Here is a 22446-nt window from a genome sequence, read left to right on the forward strand (position 1 = left end):
CGAGGTGTCCTCTCCGGCGCGGTGCCGGGCGTTGATGATGTCGGTGAATTTCGCGATCACCTGCTCTCGCGGCGTGCTGCGCTCCCATTCGATCGCCTTCGCGACGCCGGTGGTGAAGGTGCGGACCACATCGGGGTTCTTCGCGATGAAATCATTGCGGAAGACATAGGGGCCGCCGTTGATCGGGCCGCCGTATTCGTCGAGTTCGGTGAAGATCGGACGCACCCCGCCGTTGGCCACCGCACGCTGTTGGAACTGGCCGTTCAATGCCGCGGCGTCGATCTGTCCCTGACGCAGCGCCTGTTCGATATTCGGCGGCGGCAGCGCCACCAATTGCACCGATTTGATCTGGTCGACGCTCAGTCCGGCCTTTTTCAACGCATCGTGGATATCGGCCTCGTTCTGGCCGCCGAGCGTATTCACGCCGACCTTCTTGCCGACCAGGTCGGCGGCCGTATGAATCGGGCTGTTGTCGAGCGTGTAATAGCCCTGGAAGGACTTCTCGTCCGACCCGTAGTAGTTGACCACCGCCGTGATGGGCGCCCCGGCGCCGGCCAGCTTGGCGACCGCACCGGCGAAGGCCCCGCCGAAGTCGACCTGCCCGGTCGCGGCGGTCTGGATCTCCTGCGGTCCGCTGATGGTGTTGCCGACGTAGTCGAGTTTGATCTTGCCGTCGAAGAATCCGAGGTTCTCCGCGAGCTCCGGAAGCGTGACCTGATCGGTCCAGCCCAGATACCGGAGTGAGGTCACCCCGTTCTCGGTGTGGGCGGATCCTCCGCTGCCGCAGGCGGTCAGCTGCACAGCGGCAGCCGTACCGGCTGCGAAGACGGATAATGCGGTGCGGATACGTCCGGACATCAGGTAATTCCTCTCGACACTGCGCACGACGGCACGGTGGTGCGCGTCGGCCCGGCCGAGCCTAGGTGCTGTGAATCACGAAACCTCCCCTTTGAATCACCAGGATTCGGTCGTCTCGGGGGCATCACGGCGGCCGGAATACGCATCGATTGAATTCCGTCCGAGCCGAACCCTTTCCCACACCGCCGGGAAGCGGTAGATCTGGCGATGACCCGTCGGCGAACGAGGATAAGGATGTGCGATGGCCGAGCGCGTACTCCCGGTACTCGATCTGGCGAGCGCGGATTCCGATCCGCAGCGGTTTCGCGTCGAATTACGGGCGGCCACACACGAATTCGGCTTCTTCTATCTCACCGGTCACGGCGTCGCGCCCGAGCGCGGCGCCGAACTGCTCGCCTTGGCCCGGCGGTTCTTCGCGCTGCCGGAGGCGGCCAAACAGGAGATCAGCCAGTTGCGCAGTCCGCAGTTCCGCGGCTATTCGCGACTCGGCGGGGAGCTGACCAACGGCTTGGTCGACTGGCGCGAGCAGATCGATATCGGGCCGGAGGCCGAGGCGATCGCCGGGGCAGAGGGGTACTGGCGACTGCAGGGTCCCAACCTCTGGCCGACGGCGCTTCCGGAACTTCGTCCCGCACTGCATGATTGGGACCATTCTCTCGCGCGGGTCGGGCGTGCCCTGCTACGGCACTGGGCCGCCGCACTGGGCGCATCGGAGACATTCTTCGATCCGGCCTTCGCGGACCGGCCGGCCACGCTGATCAAGGTGGTGCGCTACCCCGGCAACCCGCACAATCCCCAGGGCGTCGGCGCGCACAAGGATTCCGGTGTGCTCACCCTGCTGCTGGTGGAACCGGATTCGCACGGCCTGCAGGTGGAGCTGTCGTCCGGGGAATGGGTGGACGCGCCGCCGCTCCCGGGCGCCTTCATCGTGAATATCGGCGAACTGCTCGAGGTGGCCAGCGGCGGCTATCTGCGTGCCACCCGCCACCGCGTGCTCGCCCCGGAGCCGGGCACGGACCGCATCTCCATCCCGTACTTCCTGAATCCGGCGCTGGATGCCCGGATCCCACTGCTACCGCTGCCACCGGACCTGGCCGCGGACGCACGCGGAGTCACCGCCGACCCGGACAATCCGATATTCGACACCTACGGGCAGAACGCCTGGAAATCACGCATCCGGGCGCATCCGGACGTGGCCGAACTGCATCACGGCATCACGCCGAGTGCCCCCGCGCGGGCGTACTGAGTCAGGGCTTGCGGCCCACTCCGCCCACGATGCACCGGCGCACATCCGACAGCGGTGTGAGCCGCGGGCCGTCCGGCCACCAGTCGTCGCACAGCACGAGCCCCGGCTCGATCATCTGCAAGCCGCCGAACAGGGCCTGAATCTCCTCGCGGGTGCGGAAACGGCCGCTGCCCATCGGACTGTGGACGAACCTGTCCTCCATCCTGCGGGCGAGTTCACTCGGCCCGGAGTCCTCCGGATCGTAGAAATGCGCGATCGCCACATATGAACCGGCGGGCAGCGCGTCGATATAGGTCTGCATCAGGGCCGGGGCGTCGTCGTCGAGATAGTGCTGCAGGGTCCCGATCTGGAACAGCGCCAGCGGCCGGGTGAAGTCCAGATCGTCGCGCACGGTCGGGTCGGTGAGCACCTCGTGCGGGCGGAAGATGTCGCAGGCGACGATGCTGGTCTGCGAATTCGACTCGAGCAGCGCCCGGGCGTAGGCCAGCACCATCGGATCGTTGTCGACGTAGACCACCCGGGCCTCGGGCCGGATCCGCTGCACCACCTGATGGGTGTTCTCCGCGGTCGGCAGCCCCGAACCCAGGTCGAGATACTGGTCGATCCCGGCCTGCGCGGCCAGGAATCGGCACGCTCTGATCAGGAAATCACGGTTGGCCCAGGCCAGGTCGTTCACCTGCGGGGCCACGGCACGCACCTGCGCGAGCACTTCACGGTCGACTTCGAAGTTGTCCTTGCCGTTCAGGGCGGCGTCGTAGACGCGCGCGATGCTGGCACGAGCGGTATCCACCCCGACCGGCACCACACTCGGGTACGCGGCAGAAGACTGCGACATGAAGGCTCCCCTGGCATTGCAGAAACGGCATTGCTGAAACGCTGACCCTGTGGAACTGGTATCCGGCACACAGCCGTCGCACTACAGACCGTGTTACGCCGAGTCTCCTCTATTTCCTGGGGTTACGGGCGCATACCCGACATTTCATCGAGCGGGAATCCGCTCGCCCCGTCGTCGCGACCTGCGAAGACCGTGGGCGCACGGACGCGGTGCGTTGGTATAGTCCGCAGAGTTCTCGCGATGGGAACGGGAAACCGGTGCCAATCCGGTGCGGTCGCGCCACTGTGTTCAGCCCATGCTGTCAGCCAGACCCCTTTCGTCGCTGTGCACGGACGGGGACGCGGGTTCCCCAGAAGGGTTGTGGCACATGTCCACTCGTCGCCGCCTACTTCGCGATGTGCTGCGGGACTGGTCCCGGCGTGACTGGCTGGAAGCGGCGGTGCTGCTCGGCGTGGTCGCGTTGATGCATCTGGTCGGATTCGGCCTGCTGTTCGGAGCGATCGCCCCGCACGGTTATCGCATCGGCACGGAGGTCTTCGGCATCGGACTCGGCATCACGGCCTACACCTTCGGGCTGCGCCACGCCTTCGACGCCGACCACATCGCCGCCATCGACAACACCACGCGCAAGCTGATGAGCGACGGGAAACGCCCCAAATCGGTCGGATTCTGGTTCGCGATGGGGCATTCCACGATCGTGTTCGTCCTCGCCGCACTGGTGGTGGCGGGTGCGCACGTGGTGGGCACGCTGGTCGACGAGGACTCGCCGACCCGCAAGACACTCGGCACCATCTCCACCGTGGCCTCCGGCTCGTTCCTGTATCTGATCGGTTTGCTCAATGTGGTTGCGCTGCTCGGTATCTGGCGCGTGTTCCGCCGGCTGCGCGACAGCGGGCACTACGATCGCACGGAACTGGAAGCGGCGCTCGACTCGCGCGGATTCCTGGCACGCCTGCTGGCGCCCGTGATGCGGATGGTGGGTCGGCCGGTGCACGTCTATCCGGTCGGCGTGCTGTTCGGCCTGGGTTTCGACACCGCGACCGAGGTGGCGCTGCTCGCACTGGCCGGGTCCGGCGCGGCGGCCGGACTGCCCTGGTACGCGATCGTCGTGCTGCCGCTGCTGTTCGCGGCCGGGATGAGCGTGATGGACACGATCGACGGCCTGTTCATGAACGTCGCCTACGACTGGGCGTTCTCCGATCCGGTGCGCAAGATCTTCTACAACCTGGCCATCACCGGCCTTTCGATCGCGGTGGCCCTGTTCATCGGCTCGATCGAGCTGATCAAGGTGCTGCACGACGACACCGGATTCGGCGGTCCGGTGGCGGAGTGGATCGCCGGTATCGACCTCAACAACGCGGGATTCGCGATCGTCGGATTGTTCGTCCTCGCCTGGGTTGCCGCGGTCGCCTACTGGCGGCTGGCGAAGGTCGACGAGCGCTGGACGCCCGCGCCCACCGAGGAATCGGTGTAACCGCACCTCGTCGAGCCACACACAACCGGGGACGTCCGGAATTCTTGCGACGGCGATCACACCTGTGCCATAGTTCGCTGCACATGTGAGACGGAGCAGTCTCGCATTAGCGAAGGAGCCGAGTGTGACCGAACCCTGGACGCGCCGCATCCGCCGGACGACCTGTGCCCTCGCCGCGGCGACGGCAGTGACCGTCCTGGCCGCGGTGGTGGCCCCGCCACCCCACGCCACCGCCGAACCCGCGCCGGTCGCACCCGCGGCGCCGATTCCGCTGCCGCCCGAGCTCGATCCCGGCTTCTACCACCCCGCGGCGGAGATCGTCGCGGCGAAACAGCGGGGCGAGATCATCGCCGCGCGGCAGGTGCGGGTGGCCAATCTGGGGCTGATTCCGGTCAACGTCGACGCGTGGCAGATCTCCTACCGATCCGACGACAGTCGCGATCAACCGATCCCCGCGGTGGCGACAGTTCTGAAACCACGTGGTTCGACACCGGACAAACTGGTGTCGATGCAGATCGCCGAGGATTCCCTGGCCGGCTACTGCGCACCCTCGTACGCGATCCAGCATTTCTCGGCCGGTCCGTTCCTGGGCCAGATCGTGGCCCCGGCCGAATTCGTGATCGCCCAGGGCGCCCTGCAACAGGGCTGGGCGGTGGTCATTCCCGATCACGAGGGGCCGGACAACGCCTACGCCGCGGGTCCGCTCGCCGGCCGGATCACCCTCGACGGGATTCGCGCGGCCCGCGATTTCGAGCCGATGCGGTTGAGCCCGCAGACCAGGATCGGTCTCTACGGCTACTCCGGCGGCGCGATCGCGACCGGACACGCGGCCGAACTGAAGAGCAGCTACGCCCCGGATCTGAATATCGTCGGTGCGGCGGAGGGCGGCGTACCGGCGGATCTCGGCATGACACTGAACGTGGCCAACGGGCAAGCGACGTCGGGCCTGGTGCTGGCCGCGGTGATGGGCCTGACGCGCGAGTATCCGGAATTCGCCCGCTTCGTCGACGAGCATATGGACCCGCTGGGCAAGGGCCTGACCACGCTGCAGAGCGGATTGTGCGTGCAGTATGTCAGCGCGTTGCTGCCGTTCCTGAATCTGAAAGGGATGCTGCGGGTTCCGGGCGATCCGATGCAGCAGCCCGCGGTCGCCGCCGTGCTCGACGAGACCCGGATGGGCAGGACGGTGCCGGATATGCCGATGTACATCTGGCAGGGCAATCCGGACGAGATCATTCCGGTCGGGCAGGTGAACACCCTCGTCGACACCTACTGCCGAAACCCCTCCGCCACAGTGCAATACACCCGGGAGCACTTCGCCGAGCACGTGGCCACCGAGATCTCCGGCGGCGGAGCCGCGATGCTGTGGTTGCGCGATCGTCTCGACGGCGTGCCGGCCCAGCCCGGGTGCCACACCGCCGATGCCGGATGGTTGTTGCTGGACCCCAACGGTTTTCAGATGCTGGCCTCGACCTTCGGCGAGACCTTCGCGTCGTTCTTCGGCAAGCCGATCGGCGTGAAGTAGTCCGGAGCGCACGATCCGCGGAACTCCCGGCACAACGAGGTGCGGGGCGGAGAAGGGCCCGTTCGACGTGGGGGCGAACGGGCCCTTCGCGTACCGGTGCGCCGGTCAGCGAATGCGCAGCCGACGGCTCAGGCGCAGGGTGATCAGCGTGCTCTTGAGCTGCTTCTCGAACGGCATGCCCGCGCGCGCCGAGAGCACCTGCTTCTTCTGCACGCCGACGTTCACCGTATCGGTGTATTTGAGCAGGCCGGCATCGCCGTGGCGGGTGCCCACGCCGGACTGCTTGACGCCACCCGAGGGCGTCATCTTCGCCGAATAGGTCGCGACGAAGCCGTCGTTGACGTTGACATTGCCCGCCTCAAGCCGGTCGGCGAGCTTCTCGGCGCGAGCGAGATCCGAACTCCAGATGCTGGCGTTGAGACCGTAGGTGGTGGCATTGGCCTGCCGGATCGCCTCGTTCTCGTCGGTGTAGCGGTAGATGGTGACGACCGGGCCGAAGGTTTCGACGGTCGCGTGCTCCATCTCGGGGGTCACACCGGTCAGCACGGTCGGCTCGTAGAACGCCGGGCCGATATCCGGGCGGGCCTTGCCGCCGGTCAGCACGGTCGCGCCCTTCGCGACGGCGTCGTCGACGTGGGCGGCCACCCGGCGCATGTGATCGACCGACACCAGCGAGCCGAATTCCGGGTCTGCGGTGTACGACGCACCCGCCTTCGACCCCAATTCCTCTGCGGCGGCGACGAATCGGCGCACGAACTCGTCGTGGATGCGGTCGTGGACGTAGATGCGCTCGATATGCATGCACGCCTGGCCCGAGTTGCCGTACACCGCGAAGATCGCCCCCGGGACGACCTCGTCGAGGTTCGCGTCCTCCAGCACGATCATCGGATTCTTGCCGCCGAGTTCGAGGCTGCAGCTGATCAGATTGCGGCCCGCGCGCTCGCCGATCGTGCGGCCGGTGGCGGTGGAACCGGTGAACATCACGAAATCGCTGTGGTCGATCAGGGTCGGCCCGACGTCGGGTCCGGTACCGCAGACCACCTGGATCAGATCGCGCGGCAGCCCCGCCTTGCGCAGCAATTCGACGCCGTAGAGCGTGCACAGCGCGGTCTTGTTGTCCGGTTTGATCACCACGCCGTTGCCGGCGATGAGGGCCGGGATCGAATCGGAGATCGAGATCGCGAAGGGGAAGTTCCACGGCGCGATCACCGCGACGACGCCCTTGGGCCGATGCTGTTCGGTCGATGTGGAGATGATGGGCATCGCGCCGCCACGCCGGATCGGTTTGAGGATCCGCTCGGCATGTTTGAGGTAGTGGCTGATCACCATCACCGGATCGCACGATTCCTCGATGGCCATCCGGCGGGTCTTGCCGCAACCGATCTGGATCAGATCCGCGATGGTGTCGAGTTCGGAGAGAATCAGCTCATGGGCCTTCTCGAAGACCTGCAGTCGGCGCTTGACCGGCCAGTTCGCCCATTCCCGCTGCGCCGCACGGGCCTTGTCGGCCGCCGCGGCGACGTCCTCGGGCGAGGACTGCGGCAGCTCACCGACGACCGCGCCGGTGTACACCTCGATCATGTCGTAGGGTTCGCGCTTCTCCCCCGCGGTGCCCGCGGTGATCAGCCCGGTGAGGCGGTCGATCAGCGTGTTCGTGATCCGCGGCGGCAGCGTGCTCGCCGCGCCGCTGCGCGACGTCGCCTCAGCGCCGCTGTGCGTGGTTGTCTCCATCAGCGATCTCCATAACTTGCCGCCCGTGACGGCGGTCACCATGATCCAAACTAGAACACGTTATTGTTCTGTACAACGTTGCGGGGTAACTTCGTCCGCAAAACGCGAGTAATACCATGAGGAAAGTGGGTCGGCGATGACGACGGCAGCAACTGAAACAGGTAGCAACACGGAACCCCACGCGCTGCTGGAGCGACGCGGCGCCACCCTGATCGTCACCATGAACCGGCCGGCCGTCCGCAACGCGCTCTCGGCCGAGATGCTCGACCTGATGGTGCAGGCCTGGGACACGGTCGACAACGACCCGGAGATCCGCTCCTGCATCCTCACCGGCGCGGGCGGCGCGTTCTGCGCGGGCGCCGACCTCAAGGCGATGACCAAACAGGATCCGGCCAAGAATATGAGCGCCGGCGGCGCCTTCGACCCGACCAACATTCCGGGCCTGCTCAAGGGCCGCCGCCTGACCAAGCCGCTGATCGCCGCCGTCGAGGGCGCGGCCATCGCCGGCGGGACCGAGATTCTGCAGGGCACCGACATCCGCGTCGCCGGCGAGAGCGCGAAATTCGGTGTATCCGAGGCGCGGTGGAGCCTGTTCCCGATGGGCGGCTCGGCGGTGCGACTGCCCCGGCAGATCCCCTACACCGTCGCCGCCGACATCCTGCTCACCGGCCGCCACATCACCGCCGCCGAGGCCAAGGAGTACGGCCTGATCGGTCACGTGGTGCCGGACGGGACCGCGCTGGACAAGGCGCTCGAGCTCGCCGAGAAGATCAACGCCAACGGCCCGCTCGCGGTGCAGGCGATCCTGAAGACCATGCGCGACACCGAGGGCATGCACGAGAACGAGGCCTTCAAGATCGACTCGCAGCTCGGCCTCACCGTCTTCCGCAGCGAGGACGCGAAGGAAGGCCCGCGCGCCTTCGCCGAGCGCCGCAAACCGGAGTTCAAGGGCCGCTGACACCGCATCCGGGCGTCCACCGGATGCGCGGAGGCTGAACACATCGTGCAAACCTCGGCAAGATTGCGAGAAAACTCGATCTCGCGCCGAGGTTTGCACGATCAGTTCAGCACGATCACAGTTCCGGCTTCACCATCCGAGTGACCTGCTTGCGCAGGAAGTTCGGGGCGAAACGCCGTGCCAGCCACAGCGGTTTGGCCGGTCCGGGGAAGATGAACAGCGGCGCCTTCGGGTCGGCTACCGCGCGTTCCGCGGCATCGAGCACCCGGTCCGGGGTGATGCCCTTCTGACCCGCGACCACCGCCTCGTTGGCGGCCCGAATGCCGTCCAGCAGTGGGGTTTCCACGATCGGCGGACAGATCGAGATCACGCGGACCCCGGTCCCGTTCAACTCCTGGGCCAGCGCTTCGTGATAGCACACGACGGCGAATTTGGAGGCCGAGTAGGCGGCCAGACCGGGCGAGGGCAACCATCCCGCCACCGAGGCGAACAACACCAGCGTGCCGCGGCCGGCCTGCTTCATCTCCGGCACGACGGCCTGGCAGATGTTGATCGTCCCGCCGTAGTTGATGTCCATCAACCGGCGCATCTCCGAAACATCGTGTGTCAGAGCCGAACCCACACGACACAGCGCCGCCGCGTGCACCACGTGCTCGATCGGGCCGAGGTCCGAACGGACCTTGTCGATCACCGCGCGCACCGCCTGCTCGTCGGCGACATCGCAGGTGTAGGTGCTCATATTCGGCGAGCGCCGCGCGGTTTCGGCCAGGCCGGCCTCGTTGATATCGAGTGCGGCGACCCGATAGCCGCCCGCCGCCAGTCGCTGGGCCGCCATGCGTCCCATTCCGCTGGCCGCACCGGTCACCACTGCTGTCTTGCTCATCGAACCTCCACCGCGTCTTCGAAAGTCATGCGCAGCAGTCCGATCCGGCTGCTGAAGAGTGCGCGCTTGGGCAACCCCAGGGCGCGCATCTGTTCGGCGACGGGGTGATCGCCCAGCTCGATCCTGGTGCCACCCGGACCCATTCGCACCTGCGACGGGTTCATCACCCACGGGGTGCGGCGCAGGACGCCGTCCATATGGGTGTAGGCGGCGATCGACGCGCCGCCCATTCCGCCCGGCGACGGCACGCCACCGGCGACCTCCATCGCGACGACCAGCCGATCGTCGATGCGGACCTCGCAGCGCTTGCCGCGACGCACCGGCGTGATCCGGATATCGGCGATCTCCTTGGGAAAGCCCCAGATCTCGCGGCCGGCGGCACAGGTGAAGGTCTGGTTCACCGGCAGCCACGGAATGTAGACGCCGAGGTCCCGATCCCGGCCGCGCACCATGAGGGTGAGGCCGAATTCGTGGTAGGGGCCGAGGTCGCCGTCCACGTAGCGTACGAAGACCAGCGAGCACACCCCGCGTCCGGCGACAGTGAGTGGTTCGAGTCCGGTCGGCGCCACGATCTCCCGGGCCGCCGCCGCGTCGACGAGAAAGGTCGCCGCACAGGCGTCGGCGTCGCGGATCTCGACGGGCATCGTGACTTTTTCACCGAGTACGGAATGCACCGCTGTCATCCTCCAAGTAGAACACGTTCCAGTCTGATTCGGCAGGTCCTCCGGACCGGGAAATCCCATTCACCGGGATCTCCGGGACACGACCGCGCCGAACGCCGCGTCAGCGACGTCCGGCGGGGGCCCTGCGGGATTCAGGCGCCGACGGTGTAGGCCGGCGGGCGGGATTCGGCATGGGCTTTCGCCCACCGGTAGTCCGGCTTGCCGCTGGGGGTACGCCCGACCGCGTCCACCACCCAGATGCTGCGCGGCAGTTTGTATCCGGCGAGATGCTTGCGGACGTGTGCCTCGAGGTCGGCGAAATCCAGCGGCTCGGCACCGGCCACCGACACCACCGCCGCGACCTGATGGCCCCAGCGCTCGTGCGGAACTCCGATGACCACCACGTCGTAGACGCCCTCGTGGGCTTTCACGACGGCCTCCACCTCTTCGACGAACACCTTCTCGCCGCCGGTGTTGATCACCATGTTGCCGCGGCCGATCAGGGTGATGGTGCCGTCGGCCTCCACCCGCGCGCGGTCGTCGGTGATGACCATGCGGACACCGTCGACGGTCTTGAACAGCTTGTCGGACTTGGTCTGATCCTTGTAGTAGCCGAGGGGCACCGCCCCCTTCTTGGCCATCCAGCCCTCTTCGCCGGGCGCCACCTCCCGGCCCTCCTCGTCCACCACGACCGCACCGCGCCCGGTCTGTACGCGCGGCCCGCGGGACGGGTCGTCGTCCTTCTGCGCCACGCCGATGCCACCGAATCCGGTTTCGGAGGAGCCGATCGAATCGGTGATCACCGCATGCGGGAACAACTCCAGCATCTCGTTCTTCACCGGCTGCGACAGCAGTGCCGCCCCGGAAGCCAGGGCCACCATCGAGGAGGCGTCCACCGGCGACCGCCGATAGGAGTTGAGCAACGGCCGCGCCATGGCGTCACCGGTGATGACCACGATGTTGGCCCGCTGGGTCGCCACCACCTGCCAGACCCGATCGGCATCGAAGCGCGGCTCGTACACGACGGTATTGCCCGACCACAGCGCGGTGAAGGTGGGCATCAGCGCGGCGGCGTGGATCAGCGGCGGCAGGATCAGCCAGCGCAGCGGGTCGTTCTGCGAGCCGACCCGGGACTGTTCGAACTCGTCGGCCACCGGCACGTTGGTGTAGAAGTCGATGCCGCCGCCGAGTACCCGCCACATGTCCTCCTGGCGCCACATCACGCCCTTGGGCATGCCGGTGGTACCGCCGGTGTACATCATGAACAGGTCGTCGGCGCTGCGCTCACCGAAATCGCGTGCGGTGGAGCTGTTTTCGAAGGCCTCGGCATAGGGCGTGGATTCACTGGGGAGGCCGTCACCGCCCTGATCGTCATCGACGACGAAGGCGTGGCGCAGTGTGGTCACCTGCGGACGCACCTGATCCACGACCTGCGCGTAGCAGCGGTGGTGCACCACCGCCTCGAGGTCGGCGTTGTCATAGACGTAGCGCAGTTCGTCCGCGCCGTAGCGGTAGTTGATATTGATCGGGACCGCCCGGATCTTGAAGGCGGCGATCAGGGTTTCCATCGTCTCGATGCTGTTGTGCATCTGGAAGCCGATGTGGCTGCCCTCCCCGAGCCCCACCGCGGCGAAGTGGTGGGCGAGCTGATTGGCGCGGCGTTCCAGGTCCTGATAGGTGACCCGGCGCTCGCCCTGAATCAGCGCCACCCGATCCGGCATGGCGTCCACGGCGTGCTCGAACAGGTCGGCGAAATTGTTCGGCATATCTGAGATCTCTCGTCGGTTGCGGCGGTTCGGGACTGAGGGGCGGTCAGACGACCGTCAGCGGCAGCGACTGCCGGGGCGCGAAGTGGAAGTCCGCCCCGGTGCTGAACCGAGTGATCGCCACCTCCGGCGACTCCCGGAAAGCCGTTGCGGCGGCGGTGATCTCGACGACGAGTTCGCGCTCGTCACCCTCGCGGGCATGGACGTCGAACCGCGGATTCACCCCGCGCACCATGGCCTTCAGCGGCTCCAGATGATCGGCGTCGACGGCGGCCGGCCAGCCGCCGTCGCGCACGCCCGGGCTGTCGCGCGCGATGCGCAGGATCGCGGAATCGTGGTAGGCGTCGACCTGCATATCGACGTAGGGCAGCGGATTCCACGCCGGATGCAGCCGCAGGACCTGCGCCAGATCCTCGAAGCCGGTCCCGAGTCCCAGAACCGCGCGCAGGCGTTCGGAGGTGAGCCCCGCGATCCCGGTGAATTGCTTGCGCGCGATCGCGACGGTGGTCTCCGCGTCCGCGCGCTCGCCGACCGCGATCAGGAATCCGAGGTTCAGCAGATGCTGCTGCAGGCACACCTCGTCGGCAATCCGGACCAGCGCCGACTGCGAGAAGTCCGCGAAGTCGATATCGCTCAGCAGCGGCCCGCGGTAGTCGGACCGGCCCGGACCTCCGGATTCGATCGGTGCCAATTCGAGGTCGACAGCGGCGAATTCGGCCATGCGCGCCGCATTGCGCGGCACCGCGGGCGGTTCGTTGGCCGGATCGATGCGAACCGTCCACGCGCACACCGGCACTCGATCGGCCGGCCGCCGGGGCGGCCGGTGGATCGGGCGCACCTGCGCGTGCGGATTGGTGGCCAGCGCGGTCGCGTCGAAGGTGGGGTCCTCGATGGTGTGGCACATGGCCACCACGTAGTCCTCACCCATCGGCTCGACGTCGGCGAGCGCACCGCAGTGGTCGAGCCAGAACTCACCGTTGCAGTCGTCGTCGACCCGGAACCGGAAGTCCATGAACTGCGGCGGCGCGCCGATATCCAGTTGCAGCCCTTTGAATATCGTGACGACGCCGTCGCCGGGGATATCGAGGGCCGCTCGCATCCGGCGGGTGTAGATCGGGCTGGCCAGCTGCCATTCCTCGATCGCCACCTCGGCCATGCCGTCGCGCCCGAAGGCGCCGATCGAATGCGCCATCCCCGAGCGATCGATGAGATGCCCGCACAGCAGCAGTTCGGGCACCAGCGCCGCCAGCTGCTCCCGGCTCAGCGCTGCGAAGCGACTCGCGCTCACAGCCCTCACCACAGCGGGACCGGCGACTCGCCGATCTTGTACCAGCCCGGCAGCGGTCCCGCGGCCGAACGCTCGATCCGCTTCTGCATACCCTCCGACAGCGCGTTCGCGGTGATCATCTCCACGAACAGCGCGGAGACGTTGCCGAAGTCGAAAAAGTCACGCTGCCACGACCATTGGAAGTTACCGCCGTAACGGAACCAGCTGCCGCCGATACCCTCCGGGCTGTAGTGGCGGCCGTCGGGGCGAGTGTTCTCGTTGACCTGCTTCCACAGTCCGATCACGGTGCCGCTGCGCTCGTCGACGACGAACTCCTGATACGGGTACGTCCAGCCCTCGAGGCCGTCCATCTCCTGTCCCAGCGCCAGTTCGCGGATCTCGTCGCGGCCCACCGCCATGAACTCCTGGGTCGGGCCGTAGTTCCAGCCGTAGGTGGCGTCCTCGGTGTACATGTCGGCCAGCGGCCGCCAGTCCCCCGCCGCCTCGCACCGTTCGTTCTCGACCACCCAGCGGCGGACCATCTCGTCGAGTTCGTCCCGGGAAAATCCGGACATCGCAGCTTCCTTCACATTCTGTGTCGAGGGCCGGCGCCGATATCCGGCACGGCCTGATCCGGGCGGTCACCGAGCTGCGGCGACCGCGAACGTCGTGGTCCGTCAGCCCGTTTTCGAGAACGAGTTCAGGCCGGGATATCCCTCGCGGACAGGCGCGAAAGACACATCGCTGGACATGTGTCTGGACGGTACCACCGCGAGCGGAGACCGACAATGGAACGACCATTTTTGCTACGAAGAAGCAGACGTTCGACCAGGGCGCCGGCGACCGACCCCGCCGTGGTCGTCGCCGGTTCCGCGCACCTCGGCGCTACCGCGAAATTGAAACAAGTTCTTGCGCCAAGATCAGAGTCGAACCTATAGTTCCGTACACGTGTCCAGACAGCTCCGAAAGGTACCCATGAGCGGGTCCACGAACGACAGCACCAGCGCCGCGGGCTTCATCGGCCTCGGCAATATGGGTGCGCCGATGGCCGAGCGGCTGCTGAAGCGCCCCGGCGGCCTCATCGTCTGCGACACCCGGGCCGAGGCCGTGCAGCCGTTCGTCGACGGCGGCGCCGAGCCGGCGAAGACGGCGGCGGAGGTCGCCGAGCGCGCCGAGGTGATCTCGGTGGTCGTCCTCGACGACGAGCAGGTCCGAGCCGTGGTCACCGGTCCGGACGGGCTGCTGAGCACCGCGCGCCCCGGCACGGTGATCGCCGTGCATTCGACCATCAGCGACCGGACCGCCGTCGAACTCGCCGGCCGCTGCGCCGAACACCAGGTGGACTTCGTCGACGCCCCGGTCAGCGGTGGCGGTGCGGGAGCGAAGAAGGGGTCGCTCGCGGTCATGGTCGGCGGCAGCGACGCCGCCTTCGAGAAGGTGCGTGAACCGTTCGGTTACTGGGCCGAACTCGTGGTGCACGCGGGTGAGGTCGGCGCCGGCACCCGGATGAAACTGGCCCGCAACCTGCTGCATTTCGTCTCGTTCACGGCCACCGCGGAGGCACAGCGACTGGCCGAGGCGGCCGGGCTGAACATCGTCGATCTGGGCAAGGTGGTCCGGCATTCGGATGCCATCACCGGCGGAGCGGGCGCGATCATGCTGCGCGACACCACCGCACCGATCGCGGCGGACGACTTCTGGCATTCGATCTTCACCCACACGCGCGACCTCGGCGAGAAGGATCTGTCGCTCGCCTTGGCCCTGGGCGAGCGGCTGGGCGTCGAATTGCCCTTCGCCCGAATGGCTTTGAGCGGACTCGGCGACGGCCTCGGCGTCGGTCCCGGCGATATCTCCCGGGCCGCGCGCACCGACACTTCGGAGGAGAGCAATGAGCGCTGACACCGACGGCCTCACGCCCGAGCAGCGTCGCGCGCGCGGGGTGGCCAAGATGGGCGAGGTCTACGGCTGGGAGATGTCCGACGGACCCGGCGCGCACTTCGCCGTGACGGCGGACCATCTGTTCGCCGATATCTGGAGCCGCCCGCAACTGTCCGTGCGCGATCGTCGCCTGCTGCTACTCGGCGCGCTGACCGCGCAGGGGCACCTCGACGTCACCGAGATCCAGGTCAGCGCGGCCCTGCGCAACGGCGAACTGACCGAGGAACAGCTGCGCGAGATCGCGATCTTCCTGTGCCACTACACCGGCTGGGCCGCCGGGACCAAGCTGGACAGCGTCGTCGGCAAGGTCGTGGCCGCCGAGAAGAAGGCTGCCGAAAAGAAGTCCGCCGAGAAGTGAGGAACGAACCGACCATGTCCGACTCCCTGGGTGTACGCCCACAGCCCGCCGCCGACATCACCGACTGGGACTACGAGGCCGATGTGGTGATCGCCGGATACGGCATCGCCGGCGTCGCCGCCGCGATCGAGGCCGCCCGGGCCGGCGCCGACGTGCTGGTGCTCGAGCGCACCGGCGGGTGGGGCGGTGCGGCCTCGCTGTCGGGCGGATTCATCTATCTGGGTGGCGGCACTCCGCTGCAGAAGGCGCTCGGTTTCGAGGACACCCCGGAGAACATGGAGAAGTTCATGCTGGCAGCCCTCGGGCCCGGCGTGGACGAGGCCAAGATCCACGACTACTGCCAGGGCAGCGTCGAGCACTACAATTGGCTTGTCGCCCAAGGGGTTCCGTTCAAGGAGGAATTCTGGGGCGAGCCGGGCTGGGAGCCCCCGCACGACGAGGGCCTGATGTACTCCGGCGGCGAGAACGCCGCGCCGTTCAAAGATATCGCCACTCCCGCCCCGCGCGGCCATCTGCCGCAGATGCAGAACAAGCGCATCGGCGAGCAGGGCGGCGGCTACATGCTGATGAAGCCGCTCACCGACACCGCCGAATCCCTCGGTGTGCGAGCCGAATACGACATCCGGATCCAGCGGCTCGTGGTCGCGGCCGACAATCGCGTCGTCGGCGTGGTGGCCAAGCGCTACGGCAAGGAGATCACCGTGCGCGCCCGCCGCGGCGTGGTGCTGGCCACCGGCAGCTTCGCCTACGAGCAGCGGATGATCGAGGGTTACGCGCCGCGACTGATCGGCCGGCCCGCCGCCGCGATCGAGGAACACGACGGCATCGGCATCCGGGTCGCCCAGGCGCTCGGCGCCGAGCTGGCGCATATGGACGCCACCGAGGTCGCCTTCTTCGGCGATCCGCAGATGATGGTGCGCGGCATCCTGGTCAACGGCCGGGGACAGCGCTACATCGCCGAGGACACCTACCCGGGCCGGATAGGCCAGGCCACGCTGATCCAGCAGGACAACCAGGCCTACCTGATCATCGACGAGGCCGCGCTCGAGGAAGCGCTGAAGACCGAGACCAGCAGCCCGTTCTTCCGCCAGCCCCCCACCTGGGCGGCGGAGACGATCGAGGAACTCGAAAGCGATATGGGCCTGCCCGCGGGCTCGCTGCAGGCCACCGTCGAGGTCTACAACCGGCACGCCGAATCCGGCGCCGACCCGTTGCTCGGCAAGAAGCCGGAGTGGGTGAAGCCGATCGGCACGCCCGTGGCCGGATTCGATATGCGCAACTTCACCGCCGGATTCACCCTCGGCGGTCTGCGTACCGATCTGGATTCCCGGGTCATCCACGTTACGGGCGAACCGATCCCCGGCCTGTACGCCGCGGGCCGCTGCACTTCCGGTGTCTGCGCGGGCGGCTATGCCAGCGGCACCTCCCTCGGCGACGGCAGCTTCTACGGTCGCCGCGCGGGCCGCGCCGCCGCCAACGACGGTCCGGCATCGAGCTGATGCCCGACCGAACCGAAAGGAATACCATGCGTTTCGGCATCGTCCTGTTCACCAGCGACCGCGGCATCCGGCCCGCGGTCGCGGCCGCGGCCGCCGAGGAGCGCGGCTTCGAGTCGTTCTTCGTGCCCGAGCACACCCACATCCCGATCAAGCGGGAGGCGGCACATCCGCTGACCGGCGACAAGAGCCTGCCCGACGACCGGTACATGCGCACCCTCGACCCGTGGGTCGCGCTGGCCACCGCGGCGGCGGTCACCGAACGCATCGAATTGTCGACGGCGGTGGCTCTTCCCACCGAGCACGACCCGATCACGCTGGCCAAGACCATCGCCACCCTGGACCATCTGTCCGGCGGCCGGGTCAGTGTCGGCGCCGGATTCGGCTGGAACACCGACGAACTCGCTGACCACGGTGTGCCCGGCAACAAACGCCGCACGGTGCTGCGCGAATACCTGGAGGCCATGCGCGCGCTGTGGACCGAGGAAGAGGCGAGCTACGACGGCGACTTCGTGAAGTTCGGCCCCAGCTGGGCGTGGCCGAAGCCGGTGCAGCCCAAGGTCCCGGTGCTGATCGGCACCGCGGGCACCGAACAGGGTTTCCGCTGGATCGCGCGCTCGGCCGACGGCTGGATCACCACCCCCTACGAGACCCACACGCTGCTCGAACGCCTGCGACTGCTGACCAAGGTGTGGCAGGAGGCCGGTCGCGAGGACACCCCGCGGGTGGTCGCCCTGGACGGCAAACCCGACACGCAGCGGCTCACCGAATGGCGCGCCGCCGGGGTGACCGACGTACTGTACGGACTGCCGGACAAGTCCGAAGCCGAGGTGCTGGCCTATCTCGACCGCCTGGCCGGCAAGCTCGCGCCCCTGCGCGCGAGCGCCTGAACCACCACGCGACCTGGCGCCTGAACAGGAAGTGAGCCGAAGACGTGCGTATCGCCCTGCTGTCCTACCGCAGCAAGACCCACTGTGGCGGGCAGGGGGTGTATGTCCGGAAATTGAGTCACGGCCTGGCCGAGCTCGGCCATGAGGTCGAGGTCTTCTCCGGTCAGCCGTACCCGGAACTGCTCGACCCCCGAGTGCGGCTGACCGAGGTGCCGAGCCTGGATCTGTACCGCGATTCCGACCCGTTCCGCACGCCGCGGCCCGGGGAGATCCGCGACCGCATCGACCTGCTCGAACTGGGCACGATGTGGACCGCCGGCTTCCCGGAGCCGCGCACGTTCAGCCTGCGCGCGGCCCGGCTGTTGCGCTCGCGCGCGGCGGATTTCGATGTCGTGCACGACAATCAGTGCCTGGGTTCCGGACTGCTCGACATCGCCCGCCGGGTGCCGCTGGTGGCCACCATCCACCATCCGATCACCCGCGACCGGGCCGTCGATCTGGCGGCCGCGCCGTGGCGGCGCAAGGCGTTCGTCCACCGCTGGTACGGATTCCTGGGTATGCAGCAGCGCGTCGCCCGGCTGATTCCGGATCTGATCACCGTCTCCTCGACCTCGGCGGCCGATATCGCCGACGACTTCGGCGTCGACGCCTCCCAGCTGCGGGTGGTCCCGCTCGGTGTCGACACCGAGCTGTTCCGGCCGCGCGAGCGTCGCGTACCCGGCCGGATCGTGGCCGTGGCCAGCGCCGACAAACCGCTCAAGGGCATCTCCCACCTGCTGCAGGCGCTCGCGCGGTTGCGGCTCACCCACGATGTCGAATTGCAGCTGGTGGCCAAGCTGGAGCCGAACGGTCCCACCGAGAAGCTGATCGCCGAACTGGGCATCTCCGATATCGTCACGGTGTCGAGCGGACTGTCCGACGAGGCGCTGGCCGAACTGCTGGCCTCGGCGCAGATCTCCTGCATTCCGTCCATGTACGAGGGCTTTTCGCTGCCTGCCGTGGAGGCGCTGGCCAGTGGCACCGCCCTGGTCGCCAGCCGCGCCGGCGCCCTGCCGGAGGTGGCGGCCGACTGCGCCGAACTGGTCGAGCCGGGCAACGTGGACGAACTGACCGGCGTCCTCGGAAAACTGCTCGACAATCCCCGTCGCATCGACGACCTCGGCGCCGCCGGGCGCCACCGCGCACTCACCGTGTTCAGCTGGGAAGCCGTGGCAGCCCAAACCGTTTCGGTGTACGAACGCGCCATCGCCCGCCGCCAGGGCACCGATCTGACCGCCGATACACAGGAGGCGAACGTATGCTGACCGTCGATTTCGACCGCTTGGGAATCGGTCCGGGCGTCCGGGTCATCGATGTGGGCTGCGGCCAGGGTCGCCATTCCTTCGAGGCGTACCGGCGCGGCGCGGATATCGTCGCCTTCGACCAGAACGCCGACGATCTCGCCGATGTGAAGGTCATGTTCGGCGCGCTGGCCGAGGCCGGCGAGGCCCCCGACTACGCGCAGGCCGAGACGGTCCAGGGCGACGCGCTGGCGATGCCCTTCGAGGACGGCGAATTCGACGTGGTCATCGCCTCGGAGATCCTCGAGCACATCCCGGCCGACGACGGCGCCATCGCGGAACTGGTGCGCATTCTCAAACCCGGTGGGGCCCTGGCGATCACGGTGCCGCGCTGGCTGCCCGAGCGGATCTGCTGGCTGCTCTCGGACGAATACCACGCCAACGAGGGCGGGCATGTGCGCATCTACCGCGCCGACGAACTGCGCGGCAAGGTCACCGCACGCGGTATGCGATTCATCCGCAGCGAGCACGCCCACGCTCTGCACGCCCCGTACTGGTGGCTGAAATGCCTGGTCGGTGTGGACAAGCCCGATGCCCGGCCGGTGCAGCTGTATCACCGGATGCTGGTGTGGGACATGATGAAACGGCCGTGGCTGACCCGTGTCGCCGAATCGGCCCTGGACCCGGTGATCGGCAAGAGCGTCGCCCTGTACTTCACCAAGCCGGCGGTGTCCGGTGCGCGCCGCTGAGCTGCCCTCGATTCCCGGCGTCCTCACCGCCCGGCAGTGCCTGGCCACCGCGGAATCCATTGCCGCACAACAGCTCAGCGACGGCGCGATCCCGTGGTTCCGGGGTGGGCACACCGATCCCTGGGACCACGTCGAGTCGGCGATGGCGCTGACGGTCGCGGGTCTGCACGATGCCGCGCGCGCCGCCTACGCCTGGTCGGCGGACACCCAGCGCGCGGACGGTTCTTGGCCCTCGCAGTTCCGGGGCGATGTCGTCGAGACCGCCGACACCGACACCAATTTCTGCGCCTACATCGCCACCGGTGTCTGGCACTACTACCGCTGCACCGGTGATCGGCGCTTCGTGGACACGATGTGGCCGACCGTGCGCGCGGCCATCGATTACGTCATCTCCATGCAGCAGGGCCGCAACGGCGAGATCTATTGGCTGCAGACCGACCAGGGCATTCTGCCCGAGGCCCTGCTGACCGGCTGCTCGAGTATGTTCCACAGCATCGGCTGCGGGCTGGCGATCGCGGAACTGCTCGGCCTCACCGAGCCGGAATGGGAGGTCGCGGCCCTGCGCCTCGGCCACGCACTGCGGCATCACCCGGAAGCCTTCGCCGAGAAGGACCGGTATTCGATGGACTGGTACTACCCGGTGCTGGGCGGGGCGCTGCGCGGGGAGGCCGGCCGTGCCCGGATCGCTTCGCGCTGGAGCGATTTCGTCGTCGGCGAGATCGGTATTCGCTGCGTCTCCGACCGCCCGTGGGTAACCGGCGCCGAAACCTGCGAACTGGCATTGGCACTGGACACCCTCGGCGATTCCGATCGCGCGCTGCGACTGCTGGCGAGTATCCAGCACCTGCGCGAGGACGACGGATCCTATTGGACCGGACTGGTTTTCGCCGACGGTAAACGCTGGCCGGAGGAGCGCACCACCTGGACCGGGGCGGCGGCGGTCCTGGCCGCCGACGCGCTGACCCGCACCACCGGCGGCAACGGCATCTTCCGCGACCTGGCGCCCAGTGCGGATATCGCGACCGGCCTCACCTGCGACTGCGTGCGTTCGCCCAGCTGAGCCGGCCGCGCCGGGGCTCGTATTTCAGCCCTTGCCACCGCATCCCGCGCCGCGCTCGAGCAATCGCAGCGATCCGATGGCCGCGACCTCGCGGAAATTGCCGCTGTCCAACGCCTTTCGATAGATGTGGTACGGGGCCTGCCCGCCGTCGGCCGGATCCGGGAAGACGTCGTGGATGGCCAGCACGCCACCGGCCGCCACCCAGTGCGCCCAGCCGTCGTAATCGCGCTGGGCCGCGGCCTCGGTATGTCCGCCGTCGATGAACAGCAGCCGGATCGGGCTGCGCCAGTGCTTCGCCACGGTCGCCGAGGGGCCCACCACGCCGATGACGGTATCGGTCAATGCCGCGCGCACCATGGTGCGGCGGAAGGTGGTGACGGTGTCGAAGCGGCCGGTTTCCGGGTCGACCAGCGAGGTGTCGTGATATTCCCAGCCGGGCTGATGTTCCTCGGACCCGTGATGATGGTCGATGGTGTAGACGGTGGCGCCGGTTTCCCGGGCCGCCGCGCCGAGATAAATCGCCGACTTACCGCAGTACGTGCCGATTTCGACGATGATTCCGTCGCCCGCGTACCGCCGCGCGGCCTCGTAGAGCGCGCGCCCCTCCTCGGCCGGCATGAACCCGATCGCCTGCTCGGCCAGCTCGAACAATCGCCGAGTATCCGCGGAAATTTCGGATTCCGCAGGAATTGTCGAATCGGCACGAGTCATCAGAAGAACACCTTTCGGAAATCATCTCTCGATACTTTGCGAGCGGATGCGATATTTTGTGATTTGCGACTGTATCCGCTCCGGCAACGGGTATGCGAGTTGCTTTCGAAGCTTCACTACAGTAGCATCCAGACACGTGTCCGATCCCATTTCCACCGAGCCTACACCGGTGAATATGGAGGCAACTCGCCGCCGCCTCACCGAGAAGCAGGCCGATACCGTCGACCGGCTGACCAAGGCCGCGCTGGAAGTTCTGTCGCGCGAGGGCTTCGCCGGTCTCACCGTGCGCATGGTGGCCGCGGCCGCCGGAGTGGGTACGGCCACCGCATATACCTATTTCTCCTCCAAGGAACACCTGGTCGCCGAGGTCTTCTGGCGGCGACTGGCCGCCGATGCGCCGCCCGAACCCGAGGCGGGCGCCGACCGCACCGCCCGGGTGGTCGCCGTCCTGCGCCAGATCGCGATGCTGGTCGCCGACGAACCCGCACTGGCGGGCGCGGTGACCAGCGCGCTGCTGGGCACCGACCCCGACGTCGCCCATCTGCGGCTGCGCATCGGGACCGAGATCCGGCGGCGCCTGCTGGACGCGCTGGGCCCGGACGCCGATCCCGATGTGGTGGAGACGCTGGAATTGCTTTATGCCGGCGCTCTGGTGCGCGCCGGCGTGGGTTACGCCTCGTATGCCGAAATCGCCGACCGGCTGGAGAAATCTGCCCTGCAGGTGCTGCGGGACTGATTGCACAATTTCCGGCGGCGTCC

General features: G+C 67.6%; 21 protein-coding genes. 12 read left to right on the forward strand and 9 right to left on the reverse strand.

Features of this window, described 5'->3' with window-relative positions; genetic code table 11:
- Positions 1–858: ABC transporter substrate-binding protein (locus NA3_RS21305; RefSeq protein ID WP_062965690.1), on the reverse strand; the 858-nt coding region annotated here is incomplete at its 3' end.
- 241 nt (positions 859–1099) lie between these two features.
- Here NA3_RS21305 and NA3_RS21310 point away from each other — a divergent pair.
- Positions 1100–2104 carry an isopenicillin N synthase family dioxygenase gene (locus NA3_RS21310; protein ID WP_062965422.1) on the forward strand — a complete coding sequence of 335 codons (1005 nt, stop codon included), beginning with the start codon at positions 1100–1102 and terminating at the stop codon, positions 2102–2104.
- Between the two features lies 1 nt (position 2105).
- Here NA3_RS21310 and NA3_RS21315 read toward each other — a convergent pair whose 3' ends face one another.
- Entirely contained in the window at positions 2106–2939 is an 834-nt protein-coding gene (locus NA3_RS21315; protein ID WP_062965423.1) for an SAM-dependent methyltransferase, read from the reverse strand.
- A gap of 367 nt (positions 2940–3306) precedes the next feature.
- Between NA3_RS21315 and nicT the strand changes: the two genes are divergently transcribed.
- Both nicT and NA3_RS21325 read left to right on the forward strand, forming a co-directional pair.
- Entirely contained in the window at positions 3307–4413 is a 1107-nt protein-coding gene (gene nicT / locus NA3_RS21320) for a Nickel transporter NicT (protein ID WP_062965424.1), read from the forward strand.
- Positions 4414–4537: 124 nt separating this feature from the next.
- Entirely contained in the window at positions 4538–5938 is a 1401-nt protein-coding gene (locus NA3_RS21325; RefSeq protein ID WP_062965425.1) for a lipase family protein, read from the forward strand.
- Between the two features lie 105 nt (positions 5939–6043).
- On the opposite strand, the gene NA3_RS21330 is transcribed toward NA3_RS21325, so the two are convergent.
- Positions 6044–7669 carry a succinic semialdehyde dehydrogenase gene (locus NA3_RS21330; protein ID WP_062965691.1) on the reverse strand — a complete coding sequence of 542 codons (1626 nt, stop codon included), beginning with the start codon at positions 7667–7669 and terminating at the stop codon, positions 6044–6046.
- 136 nt (positions 7670–7805) lie between these two features.
- On the opposite strand from NA3_RS21330, the gene NA3_RS21335 reads away from it, so the two are divergent.
- Positions 7806–8627 (forward strand): crotonase/enoyl-CoA hydratase family protein, encoded by an 822-nt coding sequence (locus NA3_RS21335; protein WP_036525233.1) that lies wholly within the window; start codon positions 7806–7808, stop codon positions 8625–8627.
- Positions 8628–8742: 115 nt separating this feature from the next.
- On the opposite strand, the gene NA3_RS21340 is transcribed toward NA3_RS21335, so the two are convergent.
- The 5 genes from NA3_RS21340 to NA3_RS21360 all read right to left on the reverse strand — a co-directional run bounded on the left by NA3_RS21340 (position 8743) and on the right by NA3_RS21360 (position 13780).
- Positions 8743–9510, reverse strand: a complete 768-nt coding sequence (locus NA3_RS21340; protein WP_062965426.1) for an SDR family NAD(P)-dependent oxidoreductase — start codon at positions 9508–9510, stop codon at positions 8743–8745.
- Complete coding sequence (locus tag NA3_RS21345; protein WP_062965427.1) at positions 9507–10193, reverse strand: acetoacetate decarboxylase family protein; 687 nt, start codon at positions 10191–10193, stop codon at positions 9507–9509. Before NA3_RS21345 ends, NA3_RS21340 begins: the two co-directional genes overlap by 4 nt.
- 131 nt (positions 10194–10324) lie before the next feature.
- Positions 10325–11938 carry an acyl-CoA synthetase gene (locus NA3_RS21350; protein ID WP_062965428.1) on the reverse strand — a complete coding sequence of 538 codons (1614 nt, stop codon included), beginning with the start codon at positions 11936–11938 and terminating at the stop codon, positions 10325–10327.
- Between the two features lie 46 nt (positions 11939–11984).
- On the reverse strand, positions 11985–13238 hold the full coding sequence (locus NA3_RS21355) for a hypothetical protein (protein ID WP_062965429.1): 1254 nt from the start codon (positions 13236–13238) through the stop codon (positions 11985–11987).
- Positions 13232–13780, reverse strand: a complete 549-nt coding sequence (locus NA3_RS21360) for a nuclear transport factor 2-like protein (protein ID WP_062965430.1) — start codon at positions 13778–13780, stop codon at positions 13232–13234. Before NA3_RS21360 ends, NA3_RS21355 begins: the two co-directional genes overlap by 7 nt.
- A 400-nt stretch (positions 13781–14180) precedes the next feature.
- Here NA3_RS21360 and NA3_RS21365 point away from each other — a divergent pair, with 400 nt between their 5' ends.
- The 7 genes from NA3_RS21365 to NA3_RS21395 are packed head-to-tail and all read left to right on the forward strand — an operon-like array spanning position 14181 to position 20976.
- The gene (locus NA3_RS21365) at positions 14181–15104 is read left to right on the forward strand and encodes an NAD(P)-dependent oxidoreductase (RefSeq protein WP_062965431.1); all 924 of its coding nucleotides are present in this window, start codon (positions 14181–14183) and stop codon (positions 15102–15104) included.
- On the forward strand, positions 15094–15501 hold the full coding sequence (locus tag NA3_RS21370) for a carboxymuconolactone decarboxylase family protein (RefSeq protein ID WP_062965432.1): 408 nt from the start codon (positions 15094–15096) through the stop codon (positions 15499–15501). The genes NA3_RS21365 and NA3_RS21370 overlap by 11 nt, the downstream gene beginning before the upstream one ends.
- A gap of 14 nt (positions 15502–15515) precedes the next feature.
- Positions 15516–17000, forward strand: coding sequence for an FAD-dependent oxidoreductase (locus NA3_RS21375; RefSeq protein ID WP_062965692.1), 1485 nt, complete (start codon positions 15516–15518; stop codon positions 16998–17000).
- Between the two features lie 26 nt (positions 17001–17026).
- Positions 17027–17887: a TIGR03619 family F420-dependent LLM class oxidoreductase gene (locus tag NA3_RS21380; RefSeq protein ID WP_062965693.1), complete on the forward strand. Its 861-nt coding sequence runs from the start codon at positions 17027–17029 to the stop codon at positions 17885–17887.
- 44 nt (positions 17888–17931) lie between these two features.
- On the forward strand, positions 17932–19191 hold the full coding sequence (locus NA3_RS21385) for a glycosyltransferase family 4 protein (protein WP_062965433.1): 1260 nt from the start codon (positions 17932–17934) through the stop codon (positions 19189–19191).
- A complete protein-coding gene (locus NA3_RS21390; RefSeq protein ID WP_062965434.1) occupies positions 19185–19916 on the forward strand; it encodes a class I SAM-dependent methyltransferase in 732 nt (243 codons plus the stop codon). The genes NA3_RS21385 and NA3_RS21390 overlap by 7 nt, the downstream gene beginning before the upstream one ends.
- Complete coding sequence (locus NA3_RS21395) at positions 19903–20976, forward strand: alpha-L-rhamnosidase-related protein (RefSeq protein WP_062965435.1); 1074 nt, start codon at positions 19903–19905, stop codon at positions 20974–20976. The genes NA3_RS21390 and NA3_RS21395 overlap by 14 nt, the downstream gene beginning before the upstream one ends.
- A 24-nt stretch (positions 20977–21000) precedes the next feature.
- Here the strand turns inward: NA3_RS21395 and NA3_RS21400 are convergent, their stop codons facing one another.
- Positions 21001–21687, reverse strand: a complete 687-nt coding sequence (locus tag NA3_RS21400) for a class I SAM-dependent methyltransferase (RefSeq protein WP_062965436.1) — start codon at positions 21685–21687, stop codon at positions 21001–21003.
- 169 nt (positions 21688–21856) lie between these two features.
- On the opposite strand from NA3_RS21400, the gene NA3_RS21405 reads away from it, so the two are divergent.
- A complete protein-coding gene (locus tag NA3_RS21405; protein ID WP_084491794.1) occupies positions 21857–22423 on the forward strand; it encodes a TetR/AcrR family transcriptional regulator in 567 nt (188 codons plus the stop codon).
- Positions 22424–22446: the final 23 nt, after the last annotated feature.

It is taken from the genome of Nocardia africana NBRC 100379 (assembly GCF_001612635.1).
GTDB lineage: Bacteria > Actinomycetota > Actinomycetes > Mycobacteriales > Mycobacteriaceae > Nocardia > Nocardia africana.

What these genes read in the sequence shown, in the direction of transcription:
- NA3_RS21310 (WP_062965422.1), top strand. Translation starts at nt 1,100, where the DNA reads ATGGCCGAGCGCGTACTCCCGGTACTCGATCTGGCGAGCGCGGATTCC.
- NA3_RS21315 (WP_062965423.1), bottom strand. Translation starts at nt 2,939, where the DNA reads ATGTCGCAGTCTTCTGCCGCGTACCCGAGTGTGGTGCCGGTCGGGGTG.
- nicT (WP_062965424.1), top strand. Translation starts at nt 3,307, where the DNA reads ATGTCCACTCGTCGCCGCCTACTTCGCGATGTGCTGCGGGACTGGTCC.
- NA3_RS21330 (WP_062965691.1), bottom strand. Translation starts at nt 7,669, where the DNA reads ATGGAGACAACCACGCACAGCGGCGCTGAGGCGACGTCGCGCAGCGGC.
- NA3_RS21335 (WP_036525233.1), top strand. Translation starts at nt 7,806, where the DNA reads ATGACGACGGCAGCAACTGAAACAGGTAGCAACACGGAACCCCACGCG.
- NA3_RS21340 (WP_062965426.1), bottom strand. Translation starts at nt 9,510, where the DNA reads ATGAGCAAGACAGCAGTGGTGACCGGTGCGGCCAGCGGAATGGGACGC.
- NA3_RS21345 (WP_062965427.1), bottom strand. Translation starts at nt 10,193, where the DNA reads ATGACAGCGGTGCATTCCGTACTCGGTGAAAAAGTCACGATGCCCGTC.
- NA3_RS21350 (WP_062965428.1), bottom strand. Translation starts at nt 11,938, where the DNA reads ATGCCGAACAATTTCGCCGACCTGTTCGAGCACGCCGTGGACGCCATG.
- NA3_RS21360 (WP_062965430.1), bottom strand. Translation starts at nt 13,780, where the DNA reads ATGTCCGGATTTTCCCGGGACGAACTCGACGAGATGGTCCGCCGCTGG.
- NA3_RS21365 (WP_062965431.1), top strand. Translation starts at nt 14,181, where the DNA reads ATGAGCGGGTCCACGAACGACAGCACCAGCGCCGCGGGCTTCATCGGC.
- NA3_RS21370 (WP_062965432.1), top strand. Translation starts at nt 15,094, where the DNA reads ATGAGCGCTGACACCGACGGCCTCACGCCCGAGCAGCGTCGCGCGCGC.
- NA3_RS21375 (WP_062965692.1), top strand. Translation starts at nt 15,516, where the DNA reads ATGTCCGACTCCCTGGGTGTACGCCCACAGCCCGCCGCCGACATCACC.
- NA3_RS21380 (WP_062965693.1), top strand. Translation starts at nt 17,027, where the DNA reads ATGCGTTTCGGCATCGTCCTGTTCACCAGCGACCGCGGCATCCGGCCC.
- NA3_RS21390 (WP_062965434.1), top strand. Translation starts at nt 19,185, where the DNA reads ATGCTGACCGTCGATTTCGACCGCTTGGGAATCGGTCCGGGCGTCCGG.
- NA3_RS21400 (WP_062965436.1), bottom strand. Translation starts at nt 21,687, where the DNA reads ATGACTCGTGCCGATTCGACAATTCCTGCGGAATCCGAAATTTCCGCG.